At 57.4% G+C, this 24,064-nt stretch carries 23 protein-coding genes; 14 read left to right on the forward strand and 9 right to left on the reverse strand.

Annotated features, from left to right (window positions below):
• Window positions 1-67: 67 nt before the first annotated feature.
• Window positions 68-568, forward strand: coding sequence for a VOC family protein (locus RHM65_RS16190; protein WP_322164964.1), 501 nt, complete (start codon window positions 68-70; stop codon window positions 566-568).
• Between the two features lie 425 nt (window positions 569-993).
• Here RHM65_RS16190 and RHM65_RS16195 read toward each other — a convergent pair whose 3' ends face one another.
• Window positions 994-1,311: a hypothetical protein gene (locus RHM65_RS16195; protein WP_322164963.1), complete on the reverse strand. Its 318-nt coding sequence runs from the start codon at window positions 1,309-1,311 to the stop codon at window positions 994-996.
• Window positions 1,312-1,538: 227 nt separating this feature from the next.
• On the opposite strand from RHM65_RS16195, the gene pstS reads away from it, so the two are divergent.
• The 4 genes from pstS (at window position 1,539) to pstB (ending at window position 5,300) form a co-directional block, all read left to right on the forward strand.
• Complete coding sequence (gene pstS, locus RHM65_RS16200) at window positions 1,539-2,558, forward strand: phosphate ABC transporter substrate-binding protein PstS (protein WP_322164962.1); 1,020 nt, start codon at window positions 1,539-1,541, stop codon at window positions 2,556-2,558.
• A 74-nt stretch (window positions 2,559-2,632) separates the two neighbouring features.
• On the forward strand, window positions 2,633-3,628 hold the full coding sequence (gene pstC, locus RHM65_RS16205; RefSeq protein ID WP_322164961.1) for a phosphate ABC transporter permease subunit PstC: 996 nt from the start codon (window positions 2,633-2,635) through the stop codon (window positions 3,626-3,628).
• Window positions 3,625-4,521: a phosphate ABC transporter permease PstA gene (gene pstA / locus RHM65_RS16210; protein WP_322183800.1), complete on the forward strand. Its 897-nt coding sequence runs from the start codon at window positions 3,625-3,627 to the stop codon at window positions 4,519-4,521. The genes pstC and pstA overlap by 4 nt, the downstream gene beginning before the upstream one ends.
• Window positions 4,521-5,300 (forward strand): phosphate ABC transporter ATP-binding protein PstB, encoded by a 780-nt coding sequence (pstB, locus tag RHM65_RS16215; RefSeq protein ID WP_322164959.1) that lies wholly within the window; start codon window positions 4,521-4,523, stop codon window positions 5,298-5,300. Before pstA ends, pstB begins: the two co-directional genes overlap by 1 nt.
• On the opposite strand, the gene RHM65_RS16220 is transcribed toward pstB, so the two are convergent.
• On the reverse strand, window positions 5,281-6,252 hold the full coding sequence (locus RHM65_RS16220; protein WP_322164958.1) for a LysR family transcriptional regulator: 972 nt from the start codon (window positions 6,250-6,252) through the stop codon (window positions 5,281-5,283). The genes pstB and RHM65_RS16220 overlap by 20 nt on opposite strands.
• A 201-nt stretch (window positions 6,253-6,453) precedes the next feature.
• On the opposite strand from RHM65_RS16220, the gene RHM65_RS16225 reads away from it, so the two are divergent.
• The 5 genes from RHM65_RS16225 to RHM65_RS16245 all read left to right on the forward strand — a co-directional run bounded on the left by RHM65_RS16225 (window position 6,454) and on the right by RHM65_RS16245 (window position 12,108).
• Entirely contained in the window at window positions 6,454-7,254 is an 801-nt protein-coding gene (locus RHM65_RS16225; protein WP_322164957.1) for a glucose 1-dehydrogenase, read from the forward strand.
• Window positions 7,247-9,070 (forward strand): glycoside hydrolase family 15 protein, encoded by a 1,824-nt coding sequence (locus tag RHM65_RS16230; protein ID WP_322183802.1) that lies wholly within the window; start codon window positions 7,247-7,249, stop codon window positions 9,068-9,070. The genes RHM65_RS16225 and RHM65_RS16230 overlap by 8 nt, the downstream gene beginning before the upstream one ends.
• Before the next feature lie 34 nt (window positions 9,071-9,104).
• A complete protein-coding gene (locus RHM65_RS16235) occupies window positions 9,105-9,323 on the forward strand; it encodes a DUF2945 domain-containing protein (protein WP_322164955.1) in 219 nt (72 codons plus the stop codon).
• 838 nt (window positions 9,324-10,161) lie between these two features.
• Window positions 10,162-11,712, forward strand: coding sequence for a nitric oxide reductase transcriptional regulator NorR (gene norR / locus RHM65_RS16240; protein WP_322164954.1), 1,551 nt, complete (start codon window positions 10,162-10,164; stop codon window positions 11,710-11,712).
• Window positions 11,713-11,883: 171 nt separating this feature from the next.
• Complete coding sequence (locus tag RHM65_RS16245; protein WP_322164953.1) at window positions 11,884-12,108, forward strand: DUF6555 family protein; 225 nt, start codon at window positions 11,884-11,886, stop codon at window positions 12,106-12,108.
• A gap of 3 nt (window positions 12,109-12,111) precedes the next feature.
• Here the strand turns inward: RHM65_RS16245 and RHM65_RS16250 are convergent, their stop codons facing one another.
• Complete coding sequence (locus tag RHM65_RS16250; protein WP_322164952.1) at window positions 12,112-13,548, reverse strand: MFS transporter; 1,437 nt, start codon at window positions 13,546-13,548, stop codon at window positions 12,112-12,114.
• Between the two features lie 108 nt (window positions 13,549-13,656).
• Between RHM65_RS16250 and RHM65_RS16255 the strand changes: the two genes are divergently transcribed.
• Window positions 13,657-14,508, forward strand: a complete 852-nt coding sequence (locus RHM65_RS16255) for an urea carboxylase-associated family protein (RefSeq protein ID WP_322164951.1) — start codon at window positions 13,657-13,659, stop codon at window positions 14,506-14,508.
• A 43-nt stretch (window positions 14,509-14,551) separates the two neighbouring features.
• Here RHM65_RS16255 and RHM65_RS16260 read toward each other — a convergent pair whose 3' ends face one another.
• The 5 genes from RHM65_RS16260 to RHM65_RS16280 all read right to left on the reverse strand — a co-directional run bounded on the left by RHM65_RS16260 (window position 14,552) and on the right by RHM65_RS16280 (window position 20,062).
• Window positions 14,552-15,127 carry a nuclear transport factor 2 family protein gene (locus RHM65_RS16260; protein ID WP_322164950.1) on the reverse strand — a complete coding sequence of 192 codons (576 nt, stop codon included), beginning with the start codon at window positions 15,125-15,127 and terminating at the stop codon, window positions 14,552-14,554.
• A gap of 127 nt (window positions 15,128-15,254) precedes the next feature.
• Window positions 15,255-16,103: an NAD-dependent protein deacetylase gene (locus RHM65_RS16265; protein ID WP_322164949.1), complete on the reverse strand. Its 849-nt coding sequence runs from the start codon at window positions 16,101-16,103 to the stop codon at window positions 15,255-15,257.
• Window positions 16,104-16,304: 201 nt separating this feature from the next.
• Window positions 16,305-17,786, reverse strand: a complete 1,482-nt coding sequence (locus RHM65_RS16270) for an NAD(P)/FAD-dependent oxidoreductase (protein ID WP_322164948.1) — start codon at window positions 17,784-17,786, stop codon at window positions 16,305-16,307.
• Between the two features lie 55 nt (window positions 17,787-17,841).
• Entirely contained in the window at window positions 17,842-18,825 is a 984-nt protein-coding gene (locus RHM65_RS16275) for a class I SAM-dependent methyltransferase (protein WP_322164947.1), read from the reverse strand.
• A gap of 136 nt (window positions 18,826-18,961) precedes the next feature.
• Complete coding sequence (locus tag RHM65_RS16280; RefSeq protein ID WP_322164946.1) at window positions 18,962-20,062, reverse strand: NADH:flavin oxidoreductase/NADH oxidase; 1,101 nt, start codon at window positions 20,060-20,062, stop codon at window positions 18,962-18,964.
• Between the two features lie 426 nt (window positions 20,063-20,488).
• On the opposite strand from RHM65_RS16280, the gene RHM65_RS16285 reads away from it, so the two are divergent.
• A complete protein-coding gene (locus RHM65_RS16285; protein WP_322171010.1) occupies window positions 20,489-20,746 on the forward strand; it encodes a LysR family transcriptional regulator in 258 nt (85 codons plus the stop codon).
• Window positions 20,725-20,997, forward strand: a complete 273-nt coding sequence (locus tag RHM65_RS16290) for a LysR substrate-binding domain-containing protein (RefSeq protein ID WP_322183804.1) — start codon at window positions 20,725-20,727, stop codon at window positions 20,995-20,997. Before RHM65_RS16285 ends, RHM65_RS16290 begins: the two co-directional genes overlap by 22 nt.
• 36 nt (window positions 20,998-21,033) lie before the next feature.
• Here the strand turns inward: RHM65_RS16290 and RHM65_RS16295 are convergent, their stop codons facing one another.
• On the reverse strand, window positions 21,034-21,954 hold the full coding sequence (locus tag RHM65_RS16295) for a LysR substrate-binding domain-containing protein (protein ID WP_322164944.1): 921 nt from the start codon (window positions 21,952-21,954) through the stop codon (window positions 21,034-21,036).
• Between the two features lie 152 nt (window positions 21,955-22,106).
• Between RHM65_RS16295 and RHM65_RS16300 the strand changes: the two genes are divergently transcribed.
• Entirely contained in the window at window positions 22,107-23,636 is a 1,530-nt protein-coding gene (locus tag RHM65_RS16300; RefSeq protein WP_322183806.1) for a histidine ammonia-lyase, read from the forward strand.
• Window positions 23,637-24,064: the final 428 nt, after the last annotated feature.

The following is a 24,064-nucleotide window of genomic DNA, read 5'->3' on the forward strand; positions in this document are numbered from 1 at the left end:
GTGTGGCGCAATCGACTAAGGGTAATCGTGGCCGGATCTGGCCGCGAATCCACTCAGGAGATACGCCATGCACGTCATCCAGAAACTATCCCCATGTTTGTGGTTTGCTGAGGAGGCTGAGGAGGCGGTCGAATTTTATACCGGCATCTTCAAGGACTCGCGCATCCTTGGTCTTACGCGTTACAGCAAGGTGGGATTTGAGATGCATCACCGGCCTGCTGGTTCAGTGATGTCGATTATGTTTGAGCTGGAAGGGCAGCGCTTCACCGCCCTCAACGGCGGCCCGTTGTTCACGTTCACTGAGGCGGTTTCGCTGCAAATCTACTGCAAGACCCAAGCTGAAATTGATCATTACTGGAACGCGCTAACGGTTGGCGCAGATGTTAGCGCCCAGCAGTGTGGTTGGCTAAAAGATAAATTCGGGCTGTCGTGGCAAGTGGTGCCGGAGTTGCTGGCTGAGATGATCAATCAAACCGATCCGCAGGTCACAGACAGGGTCATGAGCGCCATTATGGAGATGAAAAAACTTGATCTGAACGCGTTGCAGCAAGCAGTTGACGGCGTGTAAAAACACCCTCTACGAGTCTAGGAACCAACGTGTTCGCGATGTAGCGGCGACGCGGTGTGTCTTGCCCCACCATGCGGAACCTCGCTTAGGCTCGGTCTTCCCTCACTCCGGCCGCATGGTTTCGCGGGGCCTCTTTGCGTAATTTGATAGTCAATTCACCGGCGATCTATAGGCGGGCGACTATCTGTAGGAGCCAACGTGTTGGCGAAGGTCCTTAGGACCTATCGCAGCCTTCGGCAGCTCCTACAGAACCTGTACATCGCCAACATCTGTGGGACCGAATTTATTCAGGAAGGCTTCAGTCCTGACACCCTGCAACCTCAAACCACACAAAGTGCCAGACAGTTTGCTTCGCGACAGCACGGCGTCGAAGACGTGGCGGACCCTCCTACAGATCCAGTGAATATATTTCAAAATCAGGACAATCACTTGCTCCCGCTGCCGCCTGCACCGCCCGCGCCGCCACCCGCACCGGCGCCACCGCCTCCGCTGCCACCCATGCCGCTGCCGTTACTTGCGCCGCCGCCCTCGGCTCCGCCGCCGTTGCCTTTCATGGTTCCGGCCCCGTTGGCGTTTGCGCCACCGGACGTACCGTTGGGCATGTTGCCGTTTTCCATCGACGCCGGGGTTCGAGGTGCGTTGTCTTCGGGGTCGGTAGTGCCGGTGGAAGAGCTGGTGGCAGCCACTGCGGCGGTGGAGAGCAGCGCTGCCAAGGCCAGAACGGTCATTTTTGTAGTGATCATGATTGAACATCTCCTGGGGGATAGGTCGATACAAAACGTTGGTCCTTCCCCCCAATTGATAGGTGCCGGTAGGCCGACAAATGGTTGTCGATGGCGTAGGCAGGGTCCTACAGGTATTTCGCAATATCCCGAATTACTGTCATCAAGCGGAAATATTTAAAGCATTAAATCGTCACGGCTACTTCCTTGTGGGCTAACCACAAAATCCCCCTTTCTGAGGTGTTGCCGTGATGTTGCTGACTAAAAACCGTCTGTCGCTTTTGCTGGCCACGTTGTGCCTGAGCGGCATGGCACACGCGACTGATGTAACCGGTGCAGGCTCGAGTTTTGTATTCCCAGTGCTGGCGAAGTGGTCCCAGGACTACGGTAAAACTTCCCCGGATCGCATCAACTACCAGTCGATTGGTTCGGGCGGCGGCATTGCTCAGATCAAAGCAGCAACCGTTGATTTCGGTGCTTCCGATGCACCGTTGTCTGCCGAAGACCTTCAGGCTGCTGGCCTTGGTCAATTTCCAAGCGTGATCGGCGGCATCGTGCCGGTGTTCAACGTTGAAGGCATCGACGCTGGCAAGCTCAAGCTTGACGGCGAAACGTTGGCCAAGATCTTCATGGGTACCGTTAAAACCTGGAATGACCCAGCCATTGCTGCGTTGAACACAGGTCTGACGCTCCCGGCCGCTGCCATCACCGTGGTACACCGTTCGGACGGCTCGGGCACTTCGTTCAACTTCACCAACTACCTGGCCAAAGTCAGCCCTGAGTGGAAAGCCGGCCCAGGTTTCGGCACTGCAGTGCCATGGCCGGTCGGTGTGGGCGGCAAGGGTAACGAGGGTGTTGCTGCCTACGTGAAGCAGATCAAAGGTTCTATCGGTTACGTTGAATACGCTTACGCATTGACCAACAAAATGAACGCCGCTCAGTTGAAAAACGCCGCAGGCAAGTTTGTTGAGCCTAACGCAAAGGCATTCCAGGCCGCTGCTGACACTGCCGATTGGGCCAGTGCCAAAGACTTCAACCTGATCATGACCAACGCACCGGGCGAAAACGCGTGGCCGATCACTGCGACCACCTGGATCATCATGTACAAAAAAGCGAAGAACGCCGAGCAAAGCAAAGCGGCGTTCGACTTCTTCAAATGGTCTCTGGAGCACGGCCAACAACAAGCCGCTGCTCTGGATTACGTTGCGCTGCCAGGCTCGTTGGTTCAACGGATTGAAGGCTACTGGAAATCTGACTTCAACCATTGATTTGAAGCCTTTGGCTCCCTCTCGTCCCGCCATTAAGGTGGGATGACAGGGAGCATTCTTGCGAGTGGACCTTGATGACTGAACACACCCAAACCCTGTCCACGACACACTCCAGCGTCGACAGTCTTGGCGACAAACGCGCTGCTCGGGATCAACGTCACGATCTGTGGTTTCGACGTTCGATGATGGGCGCTGCACTGCTGGTCCTGTTTTTGCTGATCAGCATTGCCGGGTCCACCTTGTGGGGCGGTAGTCTGGCGTTTAGAACGTTCGGCCTGGATTTCCTGACCAGCACCGAATGGGATGCGGTAAACGGTCACTTCGGTGCCGTGGTACCGATCTACGGCACGCTGGTTACCTCGTTTCTGGCGTTGCTGATCGCGGTGCCCGTTAGCTTCGGTATCGCTATTTTCCTGACGGAAGTTGCACCCCCTTGGCTGCGGATGCCGATTGCTTCGGCCGTCGAACTGCTGGCCGGGATTCCCTCGATTATTTACGGCATGTGGGGGCTGTTTGTGTTCGGCCCGTTCATGGCGCAGTACCTGTCGCCCTGGATCAATGACTACCTCGGTGCATTGCCGTTGATTGGTTCGTTGTTCCAGGGACCGCCACTGGGGATTGGCATGCTGACCGCGGGCATCGTCCTGGCGATCATGATCATGCCGTTCATTACCTCGGTAATGCATGAAGTGTTCCGCAGCGTACCCACCACGCTCAAAGAGTCCGCGTATGCCCTTGGCAGCACGACTTGGGAAGTGGTCTGGGACATCGTTCTGCCCTACACCCGATCAGCCGTCGTCGGCGGTGTTTTTTTGGGGTTGGGCCGGGCACTTGGTGAAACCATGGCGGTAACATTCGTGTTGGGCAACGCCCAACAGTTTTCGGCGTCATTGCTGATGCCCAGCAGCTCGATCGCCTCGGTGATCGCCAACGAGTTCAGCGAGGCATACACCGACCTGCACCGCTCGGCGTTGATTGCCCTGGGCTTCTTGCTGTTCGTTGTGACCTTCATCGTGCTGGCCTTGGCGCGACTGATGTTGATGCGCCTTTCGCGTAAGGAGGGGCTATGACAGATGCAACTGATTCTCATAAAGTCAGCAACGAGCGCCTTTACCGGCGTCGCAATATAAAGAACTGGCTGGCCATGAGCTTGAGCTGTGGCGCCACCTTGTTCGGATTGTTGTGGTTGGTCTGGATTCTGCTCACTACCGTTATCAACGGATTCCAGGCGCTGAACCTGCGGTTGTTCACTGAGATGACCCCCCCGCCGGGTACTGAAGGCGGTTTGGCCAACGCGTTTTACGGCAGCGCGTTGATGTCTGGCATCGCGCTGGTGATCGGTACGCCGATTGGTTTGATGGCTGGCATCTGGCTGGCGGAATTTGCGCGGTATACCCGACTGGGCACCACCATTCGTTTCATCAACGACATCTTGCTGTCGGCGCCGTCTATCGTGCTGGGCCTGTTCATCTACACCGGGGTCATCCTGCCGCTGAACCTGCTGACTAACCATCAAGTCAGCTTTTCGGCCCTTGCCGGCGCCTTGGCCCTGGCCCTGTTGGTGATCCCGGTGGTGGTGCGTACCACCGATGAAATGCTTCAGTTGCAACCCTCGACCATGCGCGAAGCCGCCTTGGCCCTGGGCGTACCGCAATGGAAGTTGACCCTGCAAATCGTTCTGCGTGCGGCCAAGGCCGGAGTTGTCACGGGTGTGCTGCTGGCCCTGGCGCGGATTACCGGCGAAACCGCGCCGTTATTGTTTACTGCATTTGGTAATCAGTTCTGGAGCAGCAACCTGCTCAAGCCGATTGCCAGCGTACCGGTGGTGATCTTCCAGTACGCCATGAGCCCCTTTGACGACTGGCATTCCTTGGCTTGGGCGGGCGCGTTGATCCTGACGCTGTTCGTGCTGATCCTCAGCTTGCTGTCCCGTTTGATCCTTTTGCGCAATAGGTTGACCTGATGAATAACCTCGCCCTAGCCAATGAAAGAACCAAAATTCGCGTGCGCGACCTGGAGTTCTTCTACAACGACCAACGCTCGCTGAAGTCCATCAATATGGACATTCCTGAAAAGCGCATCACTGCAATCATCGGGCCTTCGGGCTGTGGGAAGTCAACGCTGCTGCGGGTGTTCAACCGTATTTACGCGATGTACCCCAAGCAGGAAGCCAAGGGTGAAGTGTTGCTCAATGGCGAAAATATTTTGGCGCCGGGCTATTCGATGAACCGGCTGCGCAGCCACGTCGGCATGGTCTTCCAGAAGCCGGTGCCGTTCCCGATGTCGATTTTCGACAACATTGCTTACGCCGTACGGCACCATGAAAAACTCTCGCGTCGGGAGATGGAAGACCGCGTAGAGCAAGCGCTGCATGGCGCCGCGTTGTGGGATGAGGTCAAAGACAAACTCAAGCACAGCGCGCAAAGCCTGTCCGGTGGCCAACAACAACGCCTGTGTATTGCCCGGACCATCGCCTTACGCCCACAAGTGTTGCTGCTCGACGAACCAACCTCGGCCCTCGACCCGATTTCCACCGGCCGCATCGAGCAATTGATCACCGACCTCAAAGAGCAGTTCACGGTGATCATCGTCACCCACAACATGCAACAAGCGGCACGGGTCTCGGATTACACCGCGTTCATGTTCATGGGTGAACTGATCGAACATGGCGACACCGATACCATTTTTACCAAACCGAGTAAAACCCAGACCGAAGACTACATCACAGGGCGATTCGGCTAAGCGCGGTATTCACCTTCGTCTCGACAACGGGGGTGGGGTCCTGCGGCCGGTCGCTCATGAATGCTTCGAGCCTGCCGCGCAGCCAGCGCTCAGCAGGGTCGGTGTCACTGAGGCTGAGCCAAACCATCGACAGCTCCATGGTGGGTGTGACGAAGGGTAGGGGTTCGGCGGTCAGTGTTCTAGATGCTGCGGCCATGGCAATCGCCGTGTAATCGGGCAAGCTCGCCAGCAGGTCGGTGCCGGCCATCAGCGCCGGCAACGTGCTGTATTGTGGAATCGACAGCACCACATGGCGTTTACGACCGATTGCCCGCAGCCACTCGTCCGAGAAGCTACTGACGTTGGCTGTGTGCGAGACCACCACGTGGGGGCGTGAGCAGTACTCGTCAAGGGTCAGCGGTGTCGAGGAGGCATCGGCTCGCAGCACGTTCGGGTACATGTTTCTGAGGGTTTTACGCTTGGCGTTGGCCGGCAAGTCTTCAGTGCGGCTAATGCCCACGGTGATTTCACCGGACATCAGCAGTTCCGACATATTCCAATGATCAACGTGCTTGACCACGATCACGATCATCGGTGCTTCTATGCGGATCGCGCGTAATAACGCAGGCAACAGGCCGTATTCAACGTCGTCGGACAACCCGATGCGGAACGTCATGTTGCTGTCGGCGGGGATAAAGTCACGCGTCAGGCTCAGCGCCGTGGACATCGCGTCCAGCGCAGGCGACAGGTGCTGGATGATTTCCAAGGCCCTGGCGGTCGGCTCCATTCGGTGACCGACTCGAACAAACAATGGGTCATTGAGAAGCGTGCGCAGGCGGTTTAATGCAGCGCTGATAGTGGGCTGGCCGAGGAACAGCTTTTCGGCGGCACGGGTTACGTTGCGCTCTTGCATGAGTGTTTCGAAAACCACCATCAAATTGATGTCAGCTTTGCGCAATTCGTTGCGATTCATCTGTTGCCGTCCCCTGTACATCCACATATGGCCGAACGGCCAAAAACACGCGCGCGCGAAAACAGCCGACAGTTTAGGAAGCTGGTTGTCCTACCGTCTACCTCGGCTTTAGTCCGGTATCCCTCAAGTAATAGCAGGAAATGAACTTAGGGGTATCTGCACCAGTCAGTTTTTACAGGCTAACCGAGAGGCTGAATTCCCATGTATATCTCACTGAAACAGCAAGTCGCTTTGGTCACGGGTGCCAGTTCCGGGCTCGGGGCAGGAGCAGCGCGGGCCCTTGCGGCTGCGGGTGCGGCGGTGGTGATCAACTACAATTCGCATCCCGAACCGGCCGAGCAATTGGCCAATGAAATTCGCGCCGCCGGAGGCCAGGCCATCGCCATCGGTGCGGATGTGTCGAAGGAAGACCAGGTCGAGCACCTGTTTGCCGAGGCGATCAAAGCCTTTGGTTATATCGATATTTTGGTGGCCAATTCCGGTTTGCAGAAGGATTCACCTATTGCCGAAATGAGCCTGGCGGACTGGAACACGGTGATAGAGGTCAACCTGACGGGTCAGTTTCTCTGCGCACGGGCGGCTTTACGCCAATTTGCCAAACAAGGAGACCGGACTGGCGTCTCCCGCGCGGCGGGTAAAATTATTCACATGAGTTCGGTGCACCAGCTTATCCCTTGGGCCGGGCATGCCAATTACGCCGCCTCTAAAGGCGGAGTGGATATGCTGATGCGCACCATTGCGCAAGAGGTCGGGCAGCAGCGAATTCGGGTCAACAGCATTGCGCCGGGCGCCATACGTACCGCGATCAATGAGGCCGCGACCCACGGCGCGGCGGCGGAAAAACTGCTTAAGCTGATCCCTTATGGCCGAATCGGTGACGCCGAGGATGTGGCCAATGCGGTGGTGTGGCTGGCTTCGGACGCCTCTGATTATGTCCACGGCACCACGCTGTTCATCGACGGTGGCATGAGCTTGTACCCGGAGTTTCGCGACAATGGTTGATCGACACGAAGCGCAAAACCCTATCGAGAACCACGGCATCATCGGCGACATGCGCGGCGCTGCTCTGGTGGCCGACACCGGCAGCATCGACTTTTGCTGCTGGCCGGACTTCGACAGCCCGTCGATTTTTACCGCGCTGCTCGACACACCGCAGGCAGGTATCTTTCAACTGGCACCGGACCTCCCTGATGCCCGTCGCCAGCAAATCTACCTGCCCAACACCAATATCCTGCAAACCCGCTGGATTGCTGAAGAGGCGGTGATCGAAGTCACGGACCTGATGCCCATCACCCACAGCGAAGATGATTTGCCGAGAATCGTCCGTCGGGTCAATGTTCGCTATGGCCGCGCCATGATTCATATGCGCTGCGCTGTACGTCTGGACTACAGCCGCGCGAACACCCAAGCGCAGATGGACGGCGAAGACGTGTGCTTTTCCGCGCCCGGCCAACCGGGCATGCGGTTGTCCGGCACCCAGCCGCTGCAGCTTGACGGTCAGGCCGCCACGGCCGAGTTTGAGCTGAAGCAGGGGGAATTCGTCGAATTCATTTTGGGCGCAGTCGACGATTCGCAAGTCGACGCTGGTAAATGCCAACGCTACATGGATGAAACCCTGAGCTTTTGGCGTACCTGGAGCGCCAAGTCCAACTACCGTGGCCGCTGGCGCGAGACGGTCCATCGCTCGGCGTTGGCCTTGAAGCTATTAACGTCACGCAAGCACGGCGCAATCATCGCCGCCGCCACCTTCGGCTTGCCGGAGGCCACAGCGGGTACCCGCAATTGGGATTATCGATACACCTGGATCCGCGACGCCTCGTTTACCGTCTACGCGTTCATGCGTTTGGGCCATATCGACGAAGCCAACGCGTTCATGCGCTGGGTGCGGGGCCGCATGGGCGATTGCTGTGATGACTCGCAAAACCTCGGGATTCTTTACGCGTTGGACGGTCGCGAAGAGCTGCCCGAAGAAGAACTCTCGCACCTGTCCGGTTTCGGCGGTGCCAGCCCGGTACGCATTGGCAACGAGGCGTATCAGCAGACCCAGTTGGACATTTACGGCGAACTGATGGACGCGGTGTATTTGGCCAACAAGTACGGCGAGGCGATTTCCTACGACGGCTGGAAACACGCGACGCGCTTGGTGGACCAAGTGTGTGAGAAATGGCGAGACAAGGATGTCGGGATCTGGGAAATGCGCGGTCAGGATCAGCACTTTTTGCATTCGCGGCTGATGTGCTGGGTGGCTTTGGACCGCGCCTTGCGCCTGGCTTTCAAGCGTTCGCTGCCTGCACCGTTTGATCGTTGGGACAAAGAGCGCCAAGCGATTCACGACGATATCTGGAGCCACTTTTGGGACAAGGACCTCGGGCATTTTGTGCAGCACATCGGCAGCCGTAATTTAGATGCCTCCATGTTGTTAATGCCGTTGGTGCGCTTTGTCGGGGCCAGCGACCCCCGTTGGCTGTCGACCCTGGAGGCCATTGAACGTCACTTGGTTCGCGATGGCATGGTCTACCGTTACCGCAACGACGATGCCAACGGTGATGGGTTGGAAGGGGATGAAGGCGCCTTCACCGCGTGTTCGTTCTGGTACGTCGAATGCCTGTCCCGCGCTGGCCGAGTGGACCAAGCCCATCTGGAGTTTGAACAGTTGCTGCGCTACGCGAATCCGTTGGGACTATACGCCGAAGAGTTCGACACCCACGGTCGCCATCTGGGCAATACCCCCCAAGCGTTGAGCCACTTGGCGTTGATCAGCGCAGCCAGCTTCCTTGACCGAAAACTGGACCATGACGACACGCAGTGGCAGCCCTGAGCGGTCCTATTAACAACATAAAAAGGAGTGTGTCATGAGCCATGTTTTCAAAGTGGGTGATCACGTTCGCTGGAATTCAGAGGCCGGACATATCATCGGCAAAGTCACCAAAGTGCATGTGCAAGAAGTTGAATTCATGGGCAAAACCCGGCATGCCACTGAAGAACAACCGCAATACGAAGTGAAAAGTGACAAGACCGGGCACCTGGCGATGCACAAAGAAGAAGCGTTAGAGCGGGTGGCGAATAGTTGATTGGGACGGTGGGGCTCGTGTGTGTATCCGGGCGGGCAGCCATCTGTGGAGCCCGTGTTGGCGAAGGTCCTTCGGACCCTATCGCAGCCTTCGACACCTACAGAAGTCTGTGCACCACCTGAATCGGTGGGACCGAATCCATTCATGCCCTGAGGTGGTCCTTCAGCGCGTTGTAGCAGCAAACACCAAGGTTCTGTAGGAGGTGCCGAAGGCTGCGAGGCCGATACGGCTCTGCGGTTGCATTGACACGGTTAATAGCAAGCAGCCACAAATCCTGTGGGAGTAGGCTTGCCTGCGAAGAGGCCGATAATCGCGCCGCTGATATCGACTTGAAACCTGGGTCGCTTGCAATGACGCTTTCGTTGGCAAGCCGACTCCCACAGAAACATAGGCCTCAACGCGTTGAAGCAGCAAACGCCAAGGTTCTGTAGGCGTGCCGAAGCTGCGAGGCCGATACGGCTCTGCGGTTGCATTGACACGGTTAATAGCAAGCAGCCACAAATCCTGTGGGAGTAGGCTTGCCTGCGAAGAGGCCCGCCATCGCGCCGCTGATGTGGACCTGAACCTGGGTCGCTTGCAATGACGCTTTCGTTGGCAAGCCAATTCCCACAGCGACTTTTGACAAACACGGAGTAGTCGGCACTGAAATCTGATCGCAGCCTTCGCAGCGCCTACGGAAATGTGTGCATCGCCAGTCTGTGGGACCGAATGTATTCGGGAAGGCGTCCGTCCTGGCACTCTGCAACCTCAAGCCACGTCTCCCACAGCTTTGTTGCAATTTGTACGAGTCATTTTGATAATGCGATGCGGTCCTGATGACCGCATTCATGGAGTCACAATGACTAACCCTCTGCTGCTCGCGCTGGTGCCTTTGGTGGCCGATTTGTCACGGGAATTACCGGATGATGAGCGCTATCGACGGCTGCTGCATGCGCTGCGTCAGTTGTTACCATGCGATGCGGTGGCGTTGCTCAAGCTTGAGGGCGATGTGCTGATTCCGTTGTCGGTAGAAGGGCTGAGTCCAGATACCCTGGGCCGACGCTTTAAGGTCGAAGAGCATCCCCGTCTAAAAATCCTTCTGGAAAACCGCAGCCCGACTCGGTTCTCAATGGATTGCGCATTGCCCGACCCCTACGATGGCTTGGTCGAAGGCCACCACGGGCACCTTGAAGTTCACGACTGCCTCGGCTGCCCTTTGTATTTACAGGACAAGCCCTGGGGCCTGATCACCCTCGACGCGCTGGATCCCTCAACCTTTGGCCGGGTCGATCTCGACACCCTTGAAGCGTTCGTCAGTCTGGCCGCCGCCACGGTAATGGCCAGCGAACGCATCAACCAGCTGGCGCGCAACGTTGAGGATCAACGCCAACTGGCCGAGGTGTATAAGCGCGCAGCGGGCGGGCGCGGGCCGCGAGAGTTGATGGGTCAGAGCCCCATTCACAAACGCCTGCAACAAGAAATTGAACTGGTCGGCAATAGCGCGTTATCGGTGTTGATCACCGGCGAAACCGGTGTTGGCAAAGAATTGGTCGCCGAAGCGCTGCACCTTCAATCACCGCGGGCGCAGAAACCGCTGATCAGCCTTAATTGCGCCGCGTTGCCGGAGCTACTGGTAGAGAGCGAGCTTTTCGGCCACGTCAAAGGCGCGTTCTCCGGCGCAGTGAGCGGACGCAGCGGCAAGTTTGAACTGGCCGACGGCGGTACGATTTTTCTCGATGAGGTCGGTGAGATGCCGCTGGCGGTTCAGGCGAAACTGTTGCGGGTATTGCAAAGCGGCCAATTGCAACGGGTGGGATCCGACCAGGAACACCATGTCGATGTACGGATCATCGCAGCAACCAACCGCGACCTCGCCGAAGAGGTGCGCGCCGGGCGTTTTCGGCCGGACCTTTACCATCGATTGAGCGTCTACCCGCTGCGCGTACCGCCGTTGCGTGAGCGCGGCCGAGATGTGTTGCTGCTGGCTGGTTTTTTCCTTGAAGAAAATCGTGCGCGAATGGGCCTGCGCAGTTTGCGTTTAAACCCGGACGCGCAAAAGTTGCTGGTGGGTTATGCGTGGCCCGGCAACGTTCGTGAGCTGGAACACCTGATCAGTCGCGCCACCCTCAAAGCGCTTGCGAGCCATGCCGAGCGGCCGCGTATTCTAACCATTGAGGCGCAGCACCTTGGGATGGACGAACAAGCATCGCGAGCAGAACCCGAGGCCACGAGCGAAGTAACCCGACTCAATCAAGGCGAGGGTTTAAAAGAGGCTGTGGATGCTTATCAACACACGTTGATCAAAGATGCATTGTCCCGTCATCAGGGGAAATGGGTCGACGTAGCCCGGGAGTTAGGAGTAGATCGCGCTAACTTGAGTCGTCTGGCGAAGCGCCTGGGTATCCGTTGAGGGGTAGGTGCTGGCAAACTGGCATGTTTTATTCATCCATTTGATTGCACTCTGTAACCAACTGTATCCGCTTGCGTTGTTGTTATACCGCTCGGAACTAAGCACGGAATTTTTCTTAATAGCGGCGTGTCATCTGATTCTCTAGGATTGAGTTGATGAGGCCGCCAGTAGATGAACCATTCCAAACATTACAGAATCGATTACTTGCTTAATGGCAGTTTCAAATCGTTCTATATCAGCGCTGAATTCATGGACAACACCGAAGCATGGCACCACGCAAGTGTCGATGCGGGCATTGGCCGGATTCCTAAGTACCGGCTGGAAAGAGTGCCTCGGGTGTCGCGCCCGTACGCCGAACATTTCGGCATTACGGACGTTGAGTGGGCACAGGGCTGACGGCTAGTGGGCAATGTTCTCCAGTGCCAGGTTGCGCGTGCGTGGCCCGAAACGACCGATGGTGATCATTACGATCAACATGCTGCTAACGATAAATGCCAACACGCCGGGTGTGCCGAAGTGATCGAGAAAGACCCCTATCAATAGACTGCTGAAGACGGTCGATAAACGGCTGAACGAATAACAGAACCCCACCGCCCGCGCGCGAATATTGGTCGGGAACAGTTCGCTTTGATAAGAGTGGTACGCGAAACTTAGCCAAGCGTTGCAGAAGGTAATCATGATGCCGCACACCATCAGCCCCACTGCGGATGTTTGCAGTGCGAACAGTGTTCCAAAGATCATGCTTCCCAGCGCCGAACCGACAATTTGCCATTTGTTTTCGAACCGGTTGGCAAACTTGACGAACAGCAACGGCCCGAGCGGATAAGCGAGGGTAATAACAAAGGCGTACATCAAACTGTGAGTGACACTGACACCTTGGCCGGACAGCAACGCAGGCAACCAATTGCCGAAACCGAAAAAACCGATGGCCTGGAATACATGAAACACGATCAGCATCAGTGAACGCCTGCGGTAAGGCGGTTGCCACATGTCGGCAAAGCGTCCTACACCCTCAACCGCAACTGTCTTTGGCTCCGGCTGCTCCAACGCTTTGCCATGATCGCTTAGGCAGCGCGCTTCAAGGTTGTCCATGATCTGCTCGGCTTCTTCGAACCGACCTTGCTGCGCTAGCCAGCGCGGCGACTCCGGTAAACGCGAACGCAACCACCAGATGAACAACGCGAACCCAGCACTGGCGAGTACCACCCAGCGCCAGCCGGAGACCCCGAACGGGTCTTGGGGCACTAGCCACCAGGACATTAACGCCACCGCCGGCACCGACAAGAACTGCACGAAGAACGCAAAGGCGAAGGCCGAGCTGCGCATGCGTTTGGGCACCAACTCCGACAGGTAGGCGTCAATCGTGACCAGCTCCACACCGAGCCCGATGCCAACCAGAAAGCGCATGCCGATGATGCCCAGCGCCGAACTTTGTACGCCCATCAGCACGGTCGCGACTGTGTACCAGATCAACGCCACGGTAAAGATCGCACGCCGCCCAAACCGGTCGGCAATCGGGCTGAGCAGGCTGGCGCCGAGAAACAACCCAAGAAAAGTTGCTGAGGCAAAAGCCGCCTGGTCGGAGAAGCCAAACACCCCCAGATTGCCGGTGGCGAAAATCCCGTCACGGATCAGCCCTGGGCTGATGTAGGCAGTCTGAAACAAGTCATACAGCTCGAAAAATCCGCCAATCGACAGCAAGGCCACCAGCCGCCATAACGTTGCGACCGTGGGTAGCCGGTCGATGCGCGCCGAAATAAAGGCGGCGCGAATCGGGTCGACGCCATCGGTAATAGTGGCACTGTCGGGGGTGGCGGCGGGGGAGGGCGTGGACATGCGGGCTTTCCAAATCCAAGGGCAGAAGGTGCGTTTTTTGTGCGATAAATTGTTACATTCATTCGGCCGAATGTGTCAGCCCTTTTTCCAGCGAGAGGCCATTGCCCCATGTACAAAGATTACCCTGCGGCTTATCAGGTCAGTAAAGGCTCGGCGCTCAACGTCGATAAAGCCTTTTATCAACGCATCCGCGAACAGACGGGCGCCCGCACCCTGGTTGAGCAGTTCGAAGTGCCGATCCGCACCGGGCGCGCCTGGAAAGTCTCGGCGGGGCAGGTGTTTCGAGTCACAACCCCGGTCGGCCCGCAGGTGGGGGATTTCAATATCTGGAACGCCCACGACCCCCGCGAACGGATGTGGGCCGCACGCACCCGGCAACTCCAGGGCGCCCACGTCAGCACCTATGATCGGCTCTGGTCGAACCTACCGTTTCTGCGGCCAATGGCGACCATCACCGACGACAGCCTGGCCGGTTACGGTATCGATGAACATGGCGGCCGTCTGCACGATCTGCTCGGCACCCGTTGCGATCCCTATGTGAACAAGATGCTGACCGGCGAAGACTTCCATCATCACTGCCACTCAAACCTGACGCGCGCGGTATTGCCTCACGGGCTGACCGAATTCGATGTGCATGATGTGTTGAACATCTTTCAATGCACCGGCCTGAACCACGACGACATGTACTTCATGAAAGCCTGTCCGGCGAAGAAGGGCGATTACCTTGAGTTTTTCGCGGAAATCGACGTGTTGTGCGCGCTGTCGACCTGTCCGGGAGGTGACTTGTCCTTGGCCATGTGGGGGCCTGACGCGCAAGACCCATTGACCGTTTGCCGGCCGCTGGGGGTGGAAATTTATCAACTCGATGACAGCCTGCTGGAAGGCTGGAAACAACCGGAACGCGCGGCCTATAAAGGCTTGCACGGCTTGGAAATTGCCAAGGCTGAGTGGGAAAAATAGCACGTATGGGGTTGCCCTCTGGCAGCCCCTTTGCGAACGGGTGTCAGCGAGCCAGCCACGCCAGCCCGGCGGTTTTCATGTCGGTTTCCATCTGGCTGCCTTTGGTGGCGAACACCCGTGTCACCGGGAAGCCGCTTTTTTCCAGCACGTAGGCCAGCGGCGCGTATTCCCGGGGATAACGCTGCAGGGACTCGGCGTCGATGTCGACCAACCCCTGAGGAAAGGTGAACGACCCCATGTCGTAGATGCTCTGGCGTTTGATGATTTTCCAGACACCGTTGCGTTGCTCAACCCAGTCATAAAAACGATTGTGAACGCTGCATCCCAGCCCTAGGGTGACGTTTTCGCCGACGATGATCGCGTTGGTTTCAACGATGGCCCGGCACGCGTTGAACGTGACCATGGGCGCGGCAATAAAGTGCTTGGTGCGTAAATCCGAGCTGCCCATATGCATCGACGCGTCGACGAACTCACTGAACAGGCCTTCAAACCAGGTCACCTCAATGGTGCCCTCGGGGTGAAACAATTCGCGCAGACTGTCCCATTGCGCCAGATCTCGATAAATCCAGCCGTTAATCAAATCCGCAATGGTCATTCGATCTACAAGGTATTCGTACATGTCCAGCCCCTGTGTGTGCACAACGGTGCCCGAGATGATGCCGAGCTACTCAATCTGACACGCAAAAGCAGAGATTGATCAGTTTTCTTGGGGGGTGCGCTGCCTTGTCGCATCAGCGCCGAGAGGTTTACTCGAAGGTGCCCAGCCGCTCAGCGATCAACGGCAGCAGCAGCTCACAGGAAGCTTCGATTTTCAAATCGAGAAATTCATCCGCGCGGGTTTTGCCGAAGTTGATGGCGATCAGCGGTTTTTTTTGATCGGCCATGGCTCGGCACAAACGGAACGCAGAAAATGCCATCAGCGATGAACCCACCACCAACAGCCCTTGGGCCTGCTCAACGCTGTGCATGGCTTTGACGGCAGTGACCTGGGCAACGTTTTCGCCGAAAAAAACCACGTCCGGTTTCAAGCGATCGCCCTGACAGTGCGGGCAGTGCGGCACTTGGAAACGCGCTTCGAACGCCGGATCAAGCAACGTATCGCCGTCGGGTGCCTGTACCGCATCGACTCCCGATAAGTAGGGGTTTTGGGTTTCCAGGATCACTTGGACTGCATCGCGATCGGTGCGCTGCCCGCAGTCGAGACAGACCACCCGGTGCAGGCTGCCGTGGAGTTCAATGACATCGCGGCTGCCGGCTTGGTCGTGCAGCGTGTCGACGTTTTGCGTGATGACCCCGTTGATCAATTGCCGCGCCTGTAACTCCGCCAAAGCATCATGCGCCGCATTGGGTCGGGCCAGGCGAATACGTGGCCAGCCGAGCATCGCCCGTGCCCAGTAGCGCTGGCGTGCGGTGGGCGCATTGATAAAGTCCTGATACATCATCGGCGCTTTGCCCCGGCGAACTCCGTCTTTATCCCGGTAGTCCGGAATCCCGGAGGACGTGCTGATCCCGGCCCCGGTCAGCACTAGAAACGGCCGTTCGTCCATTAACTGGCACAAAGTCTCCACGCCGTCGCGGGTCAGGCTGTCGATCATCGGGGAAGCTCCGTTGCAAGGCGCCGGGGGGGGCTGGGCAGGTGGGTAACGATAGTCTGCTTTTGAGGTTTTATGTCAAGCCGGAGCCCTCCGTTTGGCGAGGCGACTGATGGGGAGTATCAGGTAGAACGCTTCCCGAATAAATTCGGTCCCACCGGTTTCTCGTGTGATGCGAAAAACCGGAGATCAGTGGGACCGAATTCATTCGGGAAGGTCGCGCCGCGATGTTTCAGACAGAAACCGGATAACCCCGTCCTCCACCCGGCCATACCTGAGCGCCACCAGGTCTTTCAGGTAATTCTGTGGCAAATGCCAAGGTTTCTTAGAGCCCTGTTTCGGCAGTGCGTTGGTCGCACGAAGGACATAGCCGGAGGAGATGTTCAGCAACGGACGAGCCTCAACGCTGCTGTCGTCGCACACCGGCATGGCGGTCTTGAAGCCATATTTGTCCATGTGATTAATCAGCCGACACACATACATCGACGACAAATCCGCGCGCAGTGTCCACGAAGCGTTGGTGTAGCCCACGCACAGGGCGAAATTCGGAATACCGCTCAGCAGTGCGCCTTTGTAGACAAAGGTGTCGGCCAGTTCAACGTTTTGCCCATCCATGACGAGCCGCATCCCGCCGCAGGCTTGCAGTTTCAAGCCGGTGGCGGTCACCACGATGTCCGCCGCCAACTCCCGACCGGACTTGAGCCTGATGCCGCTGGCAGTAAACGTATCAATTTCATCGGTGACCATTGAGGCAGTGCCGCAAGACAGGGCGTTGAACAAATCCGCATTGGGCACCAGGCACAACCGTTGATCCCAAGGTTGATAGCGTGGCTTGAAATGCTTATCCACGGCAAACCCCTTGGGCAGCTTGCTCATCACCCCAAGTCTCAGGAGTTTTCTGGCCAGCACCGGCATGCCTCGACAAAACTGGTAAAGACCGAGGGCGAGGAGGATGTTTTTCCAACGTGCAATCCGGTGGGCTGCGTGTTCCGGCAAGGTGCGCCTTAAAAAGTCGGCAATGGGATCAGTGTTTGGTAACGAGGCGACATAACTTGGCGAGCGCTGCAACAAGGTCACATGCCCTGCCTTGGCTGCCAGCGCCGGTACCAGGGTGACGGCAGTGGCGCCACTGCCAATCACGACGATTTGTTTGCCCGCGTAGTCGAGGCCCTCCGGCCAGCGTTGAGGATGGATCAGCCTACCGGTGAACCCCTCGCTGCCCGGAAACTCAGGGCTGTAGCCCCCGGCGTAATCGTAGTAGCCGCTGCACACGTACAAAAAGTTGCAGCGGTATGGCAGCGTTTCTTGCGTGCCCGTGTTCACCGTGTCGACGGTCCATTGGGAATCTTCAGAAGACCATTGTGCAGACCGCACCTGATGCCCGAAGCGGATGTGCTGATCAATACCAAACGCATGGGCCGTGTCGCGCAGGTATTGCAAAATCGCCGCGCCATCGGCAATGGCGTGAGTGCCTTTCCAGGGTCGGAAGGGGTAGCTCAAGGTAAACATGTCCGAGTCCGAACGCATGCCTGGATAGCGAAATAAATCCCAAGTGCCGCCACTTTCGGCGCGGCCCTCCAGAATGGCGTAACGCTTGCCGGGGCAGCGTGTCTGCAACCGATACGCCGCACCAATCCCCGACAGCCCAGCGCCGATGATCAGAACATCAAAATGGGGGGTCGCCATCACATGCCCTCCGGGTAGTGCGGACCTTAACCCACAGCGTAGTTGTTCGCGTTAGTTACTGCTCGCGTGGAGCGGTACTGTCTTCGCCCATGAGACTCGGTGTATCCAGCAAAAAAATCAACGCCTTCAATCCACCTCCAGCCTGTTCATCGGCGAACTCAGGCGGGTTTTCCAGGCGGTATTGAAAACTCAGGCGGGACGCTTCGATGGCCATGTTATCGATGAGGAATTCGGCGCCGATGCTCGGGTCGTTGTGGCACGCCAGTACAGTGCCCTGGGGGTTGAGCAGGTCGGGTAGGCGGCGGAGGATTTTTTGGTAATCCTTGGTCAACACAAAGCTGCCTTTCTGGAACGACGGCGGGTCGATGATGATCAGGTCGTAAGGGCCGTCCCGTTTGACCCGAGCCCAGGATTTGAACAGGTCGTGCCCCAGGAAGCTGACGCGGCTCAGGTCGTGCTGGTTGAGCCGATGGTTTTCTCGCCCACGATTAAGGGCGGCTTTGGACATGTCGAGGTTGACCACCTGTCCCGCGTCACCGGCAATCGCGGCCACGGAAAAACCGCAGGTGTAGGCGAACAGATTAAGCACCCGCTTGCCTTGGGAGTGGGCCTTAACCCAGTTGCGCCCATAACGCATGTCGAGGAACAAACCGGTGTTTTGATTGCGGCCAAAATCCAGCTTGTAGTGCAGGCCGTGCTCGGTGATAACGCCGTTATCAACCGGCTCGCCCAACAACCACTCGGTGCTGCTGTCTTGCAGGTAGCGGTGCTGCAGCAACAGCGCGTGCGCACCGGAGTTGAGCCACGTCGGCGATTGGCTCAGTGCCTCAAGTATTTCGCGCAATCCAGTCATTTCGGTCGCGTCGGGCTCTTTGAACAGCGACACCAGCACTGCACCGTTCAACCAGTCGATGGTCACCTGTTCCAGGCCCTGCCAACGTCGGCCCCGGCCATGGAACAGGCGCCGTGCTTCGTCGGGGGGACTGCTCAAGGCATCGAGCAAGTGGGCGTGCAGCAGAGACAATGCATCTGAATTCATAGCGAAAAAGGTCGGTCATTCATGAGCGCGCAGTTTAAGCGCAATGGCCTGAACGCCGAGGGCCTTTCTCAGGGCTCAACGCAAAAAAAGGAGGCATCCGCCACTGCGGATGCTTCCTTGCTTACCCCGTTATCGATCACGCGACGCTGTAACGCTCCAACCAATGGGCGTACGGCGCAGGCAAGACCCAGGACGGGTTTTCGACGCCTAACTTACGGGCTGCATGCAGCGGCCAGTGCGGGTTGTCGAGCATGGCGCGGCCGAAGCTCACCAGATCGAGCTGGCCTTCAGCGAGGGCGCTTTCTGCCAGCTCTGGCGTGCCGATGCCCCAAGACGCGGTGACTGGCAAACCGACTTCGCGACGCAAACGTTGGGCAATAGGCGCAAGAAACGCTGGCGTGCCCCAAGGTACGTCGGGAGTGGCGGTAGAGAAGCCCATGCTGACGTCGAGTAAATCAACCCCAATCGCCTTGAGCTGCTTGGCCAGTTCGATGGACTCCAACAGGTGCTCTTCGTCCTGTCCGTCGTATTCAATGACGCCCAAACGAACGGCAAGCGGCAAGTGCTGCGGCCAGACTTCCCGGACGGCGGCGAGGGTTTCGAGCATGAATCGCGTGCGGTTTTCGAAGCTGCCGCCGTATTCGTCGATGCGCTGGTTAGAGTGTTTCGACAGGAAACCCATCGCCAGATAACCGTGGGCGAAGTGCAGTTCAAGCCATTCGAAACCGACATCACGGGCACGTATGGCTGCCGCCACGTGGTCTGCTTTCACCTTGGCGATGTCGTCGAGGGTCATGGCCCGAGGCACTCTTCGCAGTCCGCCGCCGAGGGCGATGGCCGAGGCCGACAGGGGTTGCCAGCTGCGCGGATCGTCTTCAGCCATGTGGTCGTCACCTTCCCAAGGCCGGTTGGCGCTGGCTTTACGGCCGGCGTGACCCAGTTGGATCCCCGGCACGGCGCCGGCCTGTTTGATCGACTCAACGATGGGCCGCAGCGCTTGGGCTTGTTCGTCATTCCATAGACCGACGTCACCTATGCTGATCCGCGCTTCGGGCGAAACTGAGGTTCCTTCAACGGTCACCAGCGCGGCGCCGCCTCGGGCCAAGCCTGCGTAATGAACGTGGTGCCATTCTTGGGTCACGCCGTCGATGGCTGAGTATTGGCACATCGGCGACACAATGATGCGATTGCGCAGCGTCACGCTTTTAAGGGTGAACGGCTGGAAGAGAGCTGACATGTTCAGAATTCCTGAGGGTGGATTTCGCACTGGCTGCGATGACATGGGACATGTAGGAGCGCGCTTGCCCGCGATCGGCTGCGCAGCAGTCGAAATCAAGCAGCTCGACTCTCCCAATTGGAACTGGAAGAGCCGTAGGGACCGCTTCGCGCTCCATCGCGGGCAAGCGCGCTCCTACAATGTGTTATGCGTTAATTAGAAGAGGGACAGGGCAATCAACTGACCTTGCTGCGCAGCAGTTCCAGGGTCGCAAATACTTCCGATGGCTCTGGGCGCAGCGTGTAGTCAGTGTTGACCTCGGGCATCGAGTTTGGCTTGAAGCGTCATGCTGATTTCCTTGCACTGGGGAGTGGATGGGTCAACTATCGCCCATGCAAAAAATCCGAACTAGACCCTAAACCTGAGTATCAGTTATTCAAATCTGCCATGAGTGATCATCTGTTTTCTCTGCGATTGTTCGTCCGCGTCGCACGCAAAGGCAGCTTTTCGGCGGCGGGGCGCGACCTGAATATTCCGCAGCCCACCGTCTCGCGTCTGGTATCCGCCTTGGAAAAAGAAGGTGGGCGCGGCGCTGCTGATTCGCACCACCCGTGCCGTCAGCCTGACCGAAGCGGGGGCAGAATTTCTTGCTCGGCTGAAAAGGTAAAGCGGTCTCAGTGCGGGTGGACGCGCAACGGACGGTGAAGGTGAATGAAGTATCAACCGCAGCAGCGGTCGTTGGGTTGGGGATCTCAATGATCCAGGGCGGCTGCTGGAATGAAATCCACTCAGGTACGTTGGTGCAGATGCTCCCGGAATGGAACATGGGCATGATTGACGTACATGCAGTGTTTGCGGCCGGTCGGGCAGCCAAACCATCAGCCCGAACGTTTGCGGATTTCCTTATTGCCGAGTTGGACGAGACGACCCTTCAGCGAGCCAAACAGCCTGACTGATACACCGCGTGAAAGCCCTTCGCCAACAAGTTGGCTCTACAGGGGGGAAGAAACAGCATCCAACAACCACTCCCGCAGCGCCCGTATCTTTGGCAATTGCGCCCGTGAAGCCGGGTAGATCAGGTAATAACCAATGCCTTGATTAAGCTCCGTTTTAAACGGCGCCACTAACACCCCGTCTTTCAAACTTTCTCGCACCAGGTTCAGGTCGCCCAAGGCAATTCCCTGTCCACGGGTTGCAGCCGACAACGCCAGGTCCAGGGTGTCGAACGTCTGTCCGCGATGGGAGGCGATGCTTGCGACCCCGGCCGCTTCCAGCCAGCGGCGCCAGCCATTGGCCGGTATGCAATGCAGCAGCGGCATCGACTTCAGGTCGGCGGGTTGTGTCAGGCGCTTGGCCATTTCCGGCGAGCACACTGGCGTGAGTCGCTCGGCCATCAACGGAATCGCGTCGACGCCTTTCCAATCGCCGCGGCCGTGAATAATTGCCGCATCAATGTCGCTGTCCTCGAAGCGCGGCTCCCACGCATCGTAGGTGGTGACGCGCACGTCCACGTCGGGCATTAACACCCGAAGGCTAGGCAGCAGTGGCAGAAACCAGCGGGTGGCCAAGGTGGGCGGCATGCGCAAGGTCAATACCTGGCTGGCGGTGCGCAGGTTGTTGCACATGTTAGTCAGGCGTGCGAAAGCGTCATCGACCACCGGCAGTAACGCCTCCGCTTCCGGTGTCATCCGCAGGCCGGTTTTGTGGCGGATAAACAGGATTACCCCCAGGTGCTCTTCCAACTGTTGAATCTGTCGGCTGATCGCGCTCTGGGTGACAAATAACGCCTTGGCGGCACGGCTAAATGTGCCGTAACGCGCCGCCGCGGCGAACACTTCCAGGCCCCGCAGCGGTGGCAGTCGCGATTGAAAATCCGGGTTGTCCGATACATGAGCTGTAGGCATGGATTGCATGAGAATTCACCGCGTTTACTCCTGAGTACAGCGAGCTTAACGTAATTCGTCTCGCTTCCATAAAACCCTCTCACGCATGGATGCCCCTGGCTTCGTGAGTGCTGAAGACACCGTTGTGGGCCACGAACCTTGAATTCATCTGGAGTAGTTGTATGAAGCGCGTAATCCTCGATCAGTCGTTGCTTTGGGCACAGGTAGTTGACGTTGCGAAGGAAGACGCTTTCCTGGAGTTGTCCTCATCCGCTAAAGCACGGATTGGAGCGGCCAATACCATCGTGCGCACGGTGGTGGAAAAGAATATTCGCGCCTATGGCGTCAATACCGGGGTTGGCGCGCTTTCCAATACCGTGGTCGCGCCCGCGCAGCAAAGTGCGCTGTCGCGCAATATCTTGATGAGCCACGCGGTGGGGTTGGGCACGCCGTTATCGGTACACGAAACCCGAGCAATCATGGTCTGCGCTATCAATAACTTTGCTCACGGGTATTCCGGGCTGCGCCTGCAATTGGTGGAGCGTCTCGTCGCGCTGCTAAATGCCCGGTGTACGCCGGAAGTCCCGCATCAGGGATCGGTGGGTTACATCAGCCACATGGCACATATCGGCCTGGTGATGATTGGTCAGGGTTATTGCCGGCTCGGCAATGAGCGCTTAACCGCCGCCGCCGCGTTACACCGGCTCCGGCTCGAGCCGTTTGTTTTGCAGGCCAAAGAAGGCTTGTGCCTGGTCAATGGTTCGCCGTGTGTTACCGGTCTTGGCTGCCTGTTGTTGGACCGTTCCCTGCAGTTGATGAACTGGGCCGATGCTATTTCAGCCATGAGTTTTGAGACCCAGCGCTGTCAGATCCGCGCAGTCCATTCGGCACCCATGGCGCTGCGAGCGTCGCCGGGGCAAAGGTACGTGGCTGAGCGTTTGAACCATTGGCTTGACGGTTCGCAAATTCTGGCCGCTGCTGCCGGGCGACAAACTCAAGACGCCCTGAGTTTGCGCAGTATTCCCCACGTCCACGGCGCGGTTCGCGATGCCTGGGCTCAGGTTGCGGTGGTGATTGATCAAGAGTTGGCCAGCGTCACCGATAACCCGGTGGTATGCGGCACCCCTCAGGCGCCGGAAATTTACTCTCAAGCCCATGCGGTCAGCGCTGGCATTGGTTTGGCCATGGATCAATTGGGTATCGCCATGGCGCAGCTGGGGTCAATCTCCGAGCGAAGGATTGATCGCATGGTCAACCCGTTGGTCAACAACCTGCCGGCTTTTCTCGCCGGGGAAAGTGGGGTGGAGTCGGGCTTCATGATTGCCCAATACACCGCCGTGTCGTTGGTGGCGCATAACCGGCGTCTGGCGGCACCGGCAAGTCTCGACGGTGGCGTGACTTCAGGTTTGCAGGAAGACATTCTCTGTCACGCAACGCCCGCTGCCCTTAAAGCCCAATTGATTCTCGACAATCTGGAACATGTGTTCGGTATCGAACTGCTGGCCGCTAGCCAAAGTTACGATCTATTGAACAGCACATTGAATCCAGCCCGCCGAACAGCCGCACTGTATCGGGCGCTGCGCAGGGAGATAGCGGTGTATGCCGATGACCGGCCCTTGGGTGAAGACATCGCCAACGCGGCTTCGTTTATTCGCAGCAACAGTCCTGATAGCATTTTTATTGCGATTAGAGATGAATTGAAGTGCGGCTAAAACAGTAAGTTTTATGATTGAACGTTTAAGTGGGTGCTGGGTTGGCAGTTGCCGCTGCTTGCACGTGTCCACTTTTTTTACATGCCCGTGTCCATACCGGTTTGCTAGTACAGCCGAACACGTTCTTCAAATCGATTATTAAAAATAAACTTATCGTTGGCGAGCGTTTATTTTTCGACGTCAAAAAAATTACATGATAATTATCAATAGATTAGCGATTTTTTATGTTTGATTATGGCATTTCTCGAAAATTTGACACTTTTCGTTAACTTTGAAATTATCAATCCATTGCTGGCAGTTGGTATCACTTCGTCCAATGCTTTCTGGTGAGCGGGTGCTGGCGCTGCCCTCATTCGATCCGATTCGGATCGGGCGGCGATTCATTCTCAGTTACGCTTCATGTTAACTATTTAACAGGGTATCCGTTC

It is taken from the genome of Pseudomonas sp. CCI4.2, from assembly GCF_034350045.1.
GTDB lineage: Bacteria > Pseudomonadota > Gammaproteobacteria > Pseudomonadales > Pseudomonadaceae > Aquipseudomonas.

What these genes read in the sequence shown, in the direction of transcription:
- RHM65_RS16230 (WP_322183802.1), top strand. Translation starts at nt 7,247, where the DNA reads ATGGTTGATCGACACGAAGCGCAAAACCCTATCGAGAACCACGGCATC.
- pstC (WP_322164961.1), top strand. Translation starts at nt 2,633, where the DNA reads ATGACTGAACACACCCAAACCCTGTCCACGACACACTCCAGCGTCGAC.
- RHM65_RS16190 (WP_322164964.1), top strand. Translation starts at nt 68, where the DNA reads ATGCACGTCATCCAGAAACTATCCCCATGTTTGTGGTTTGCTGAGGAG.
- RHM65_RS16285 (WP_322171010.1), top strand. Translation starts at nt 20,489, where the DNA reads ATGAGTGATCATCTGTTTTCTCTGCGATTGTTCGTCCGCGTCGCACGC.
- RHM65_RS16235 (WP_322164955.1), top strand. Translation starts at nt 9,105, where the DNA reads ATGAGCCATGTTTTCAAAGTGGGTGATCACGTTCGCTGGAATTCAGAG.
- RHM65_RS16250 (WP_322164952.1), bottom strand. Translation starts at nt 13,548, where the DNA reads ATGTCCACGCCCTCCCCCGCCGCCACCCCCGACAGTGCCACTATTACC.
- RHM65_RS16220 (WP_322164958.1), bottom strand. Translation starts at nt 6,252, where the DNA reads ATGAATCGCAACGAATTGCGCAAAGCTGACATCAATTTGATGGTGGTT.
- RHM65_RS16270 (WP_322164948.1), bottom strand. Translation starts at nt 17,786, where the DNA reads ATGGCGACCCCCCATTTTGATGTTCTGATCATCGGCGCTGGGCTGTCG.
- norR (WP_322164954.1), top strand. Translation starts at nt 10,162, where the DNA reads ATGACTAACCCTCTGCTGCTCGCGCTGGTGCCTTTGGTGGCCGATTTG.
- pstB (WP_322164959.1), top strand. Translation starts at nt 4,521, where the DNA reads ATGAATAACCTCGCCCTAGCCAATGAAAGAACCAAAATTCGCGTGCGC.
- RHM65_RS16275 (WP_322164947.1), bottom strand. Translation starts at nt 18,825, where the DNA reads ATGAATTCAGATGCATTGTCTCTGCTGCACGCCCACTTGCTCGATGCC.
- RHM65_RS16195 (WP_322164963.1), bottom strand. Translation starts at nt 1,311, where the DNA reads ATGATCACTACAAAAATGACCGTTCTGGCCTTGGCAGCGCTGCTCTCC.
- pstA (WP_322183800.1), top strand. Translation starts at nt 3,625, where the DNA reads ATGACAGATGCAACTGATTCTCATAAAGTCAGCAACGAGCGCCTTTAC.
- RHM65_RS16300 (WP_322183806.1), top strand. Translation starts at nt 22,107, where the DNA reads ATGAAGCGCGTAATCCTCGATCAGTCGTTGCTTTGGGCACAGGTAGTT.
- RHM65_RS16265 (WP_322164949.1), bottom strand. Translation starts at nt 16,103, where the DNA reads ATGATCGACAGCCTGACCCGCGACGGCGTGGAGACTTTGTGCCAGTTA.
- RHM65_RS16295 (WP_322164944.1), bottom strand. Translation starts at nt 21,954, where the DNA reads ATGCAATCCATGCCTACAGCTCATGTATCGGACAACCCGGATTTTCAA.
- RHM65_RS16255 (WP_322164951.1), top strand. Translation starts at nt 13,657, where the DNA reads ATGTACAAAGATTACCCTGCGGCTTATCAGGTCAGTAAAGGCTCGGCG.
- RHM65_RS16280 (WP_322164946.1), bottom strand. Translation starts at nt 20,062, where the DNA reads ATGTCAGCTCTCTTCCAGCCGTTCACCCTTAAAAGCGTGACGCTGCGC.
- RHM65_RS16225 (WP_322164957.1), top strand. Translation starts at nt 6,454, where the DNA reads ATGTATATCTCACTGAAACAGCAAGTCGCTTTGGTCACGGGTGCCAGT.
- RHM65_RS16245 (WP_322164953.1), top strand. Translation starts at nt 11,884, where the DNA reads ATGAACCATTCCAAACATTACAGAATCGATTACTTGCTTAATGGCAGT.
- RHM65_RS16260 (WP_322164950.1), bottom strand. Translation starts at nt 15,127, where the DNA reads ATGTACGAATACCTTGTAGATCGAATGACCATTGCGGATTTGATTAAC.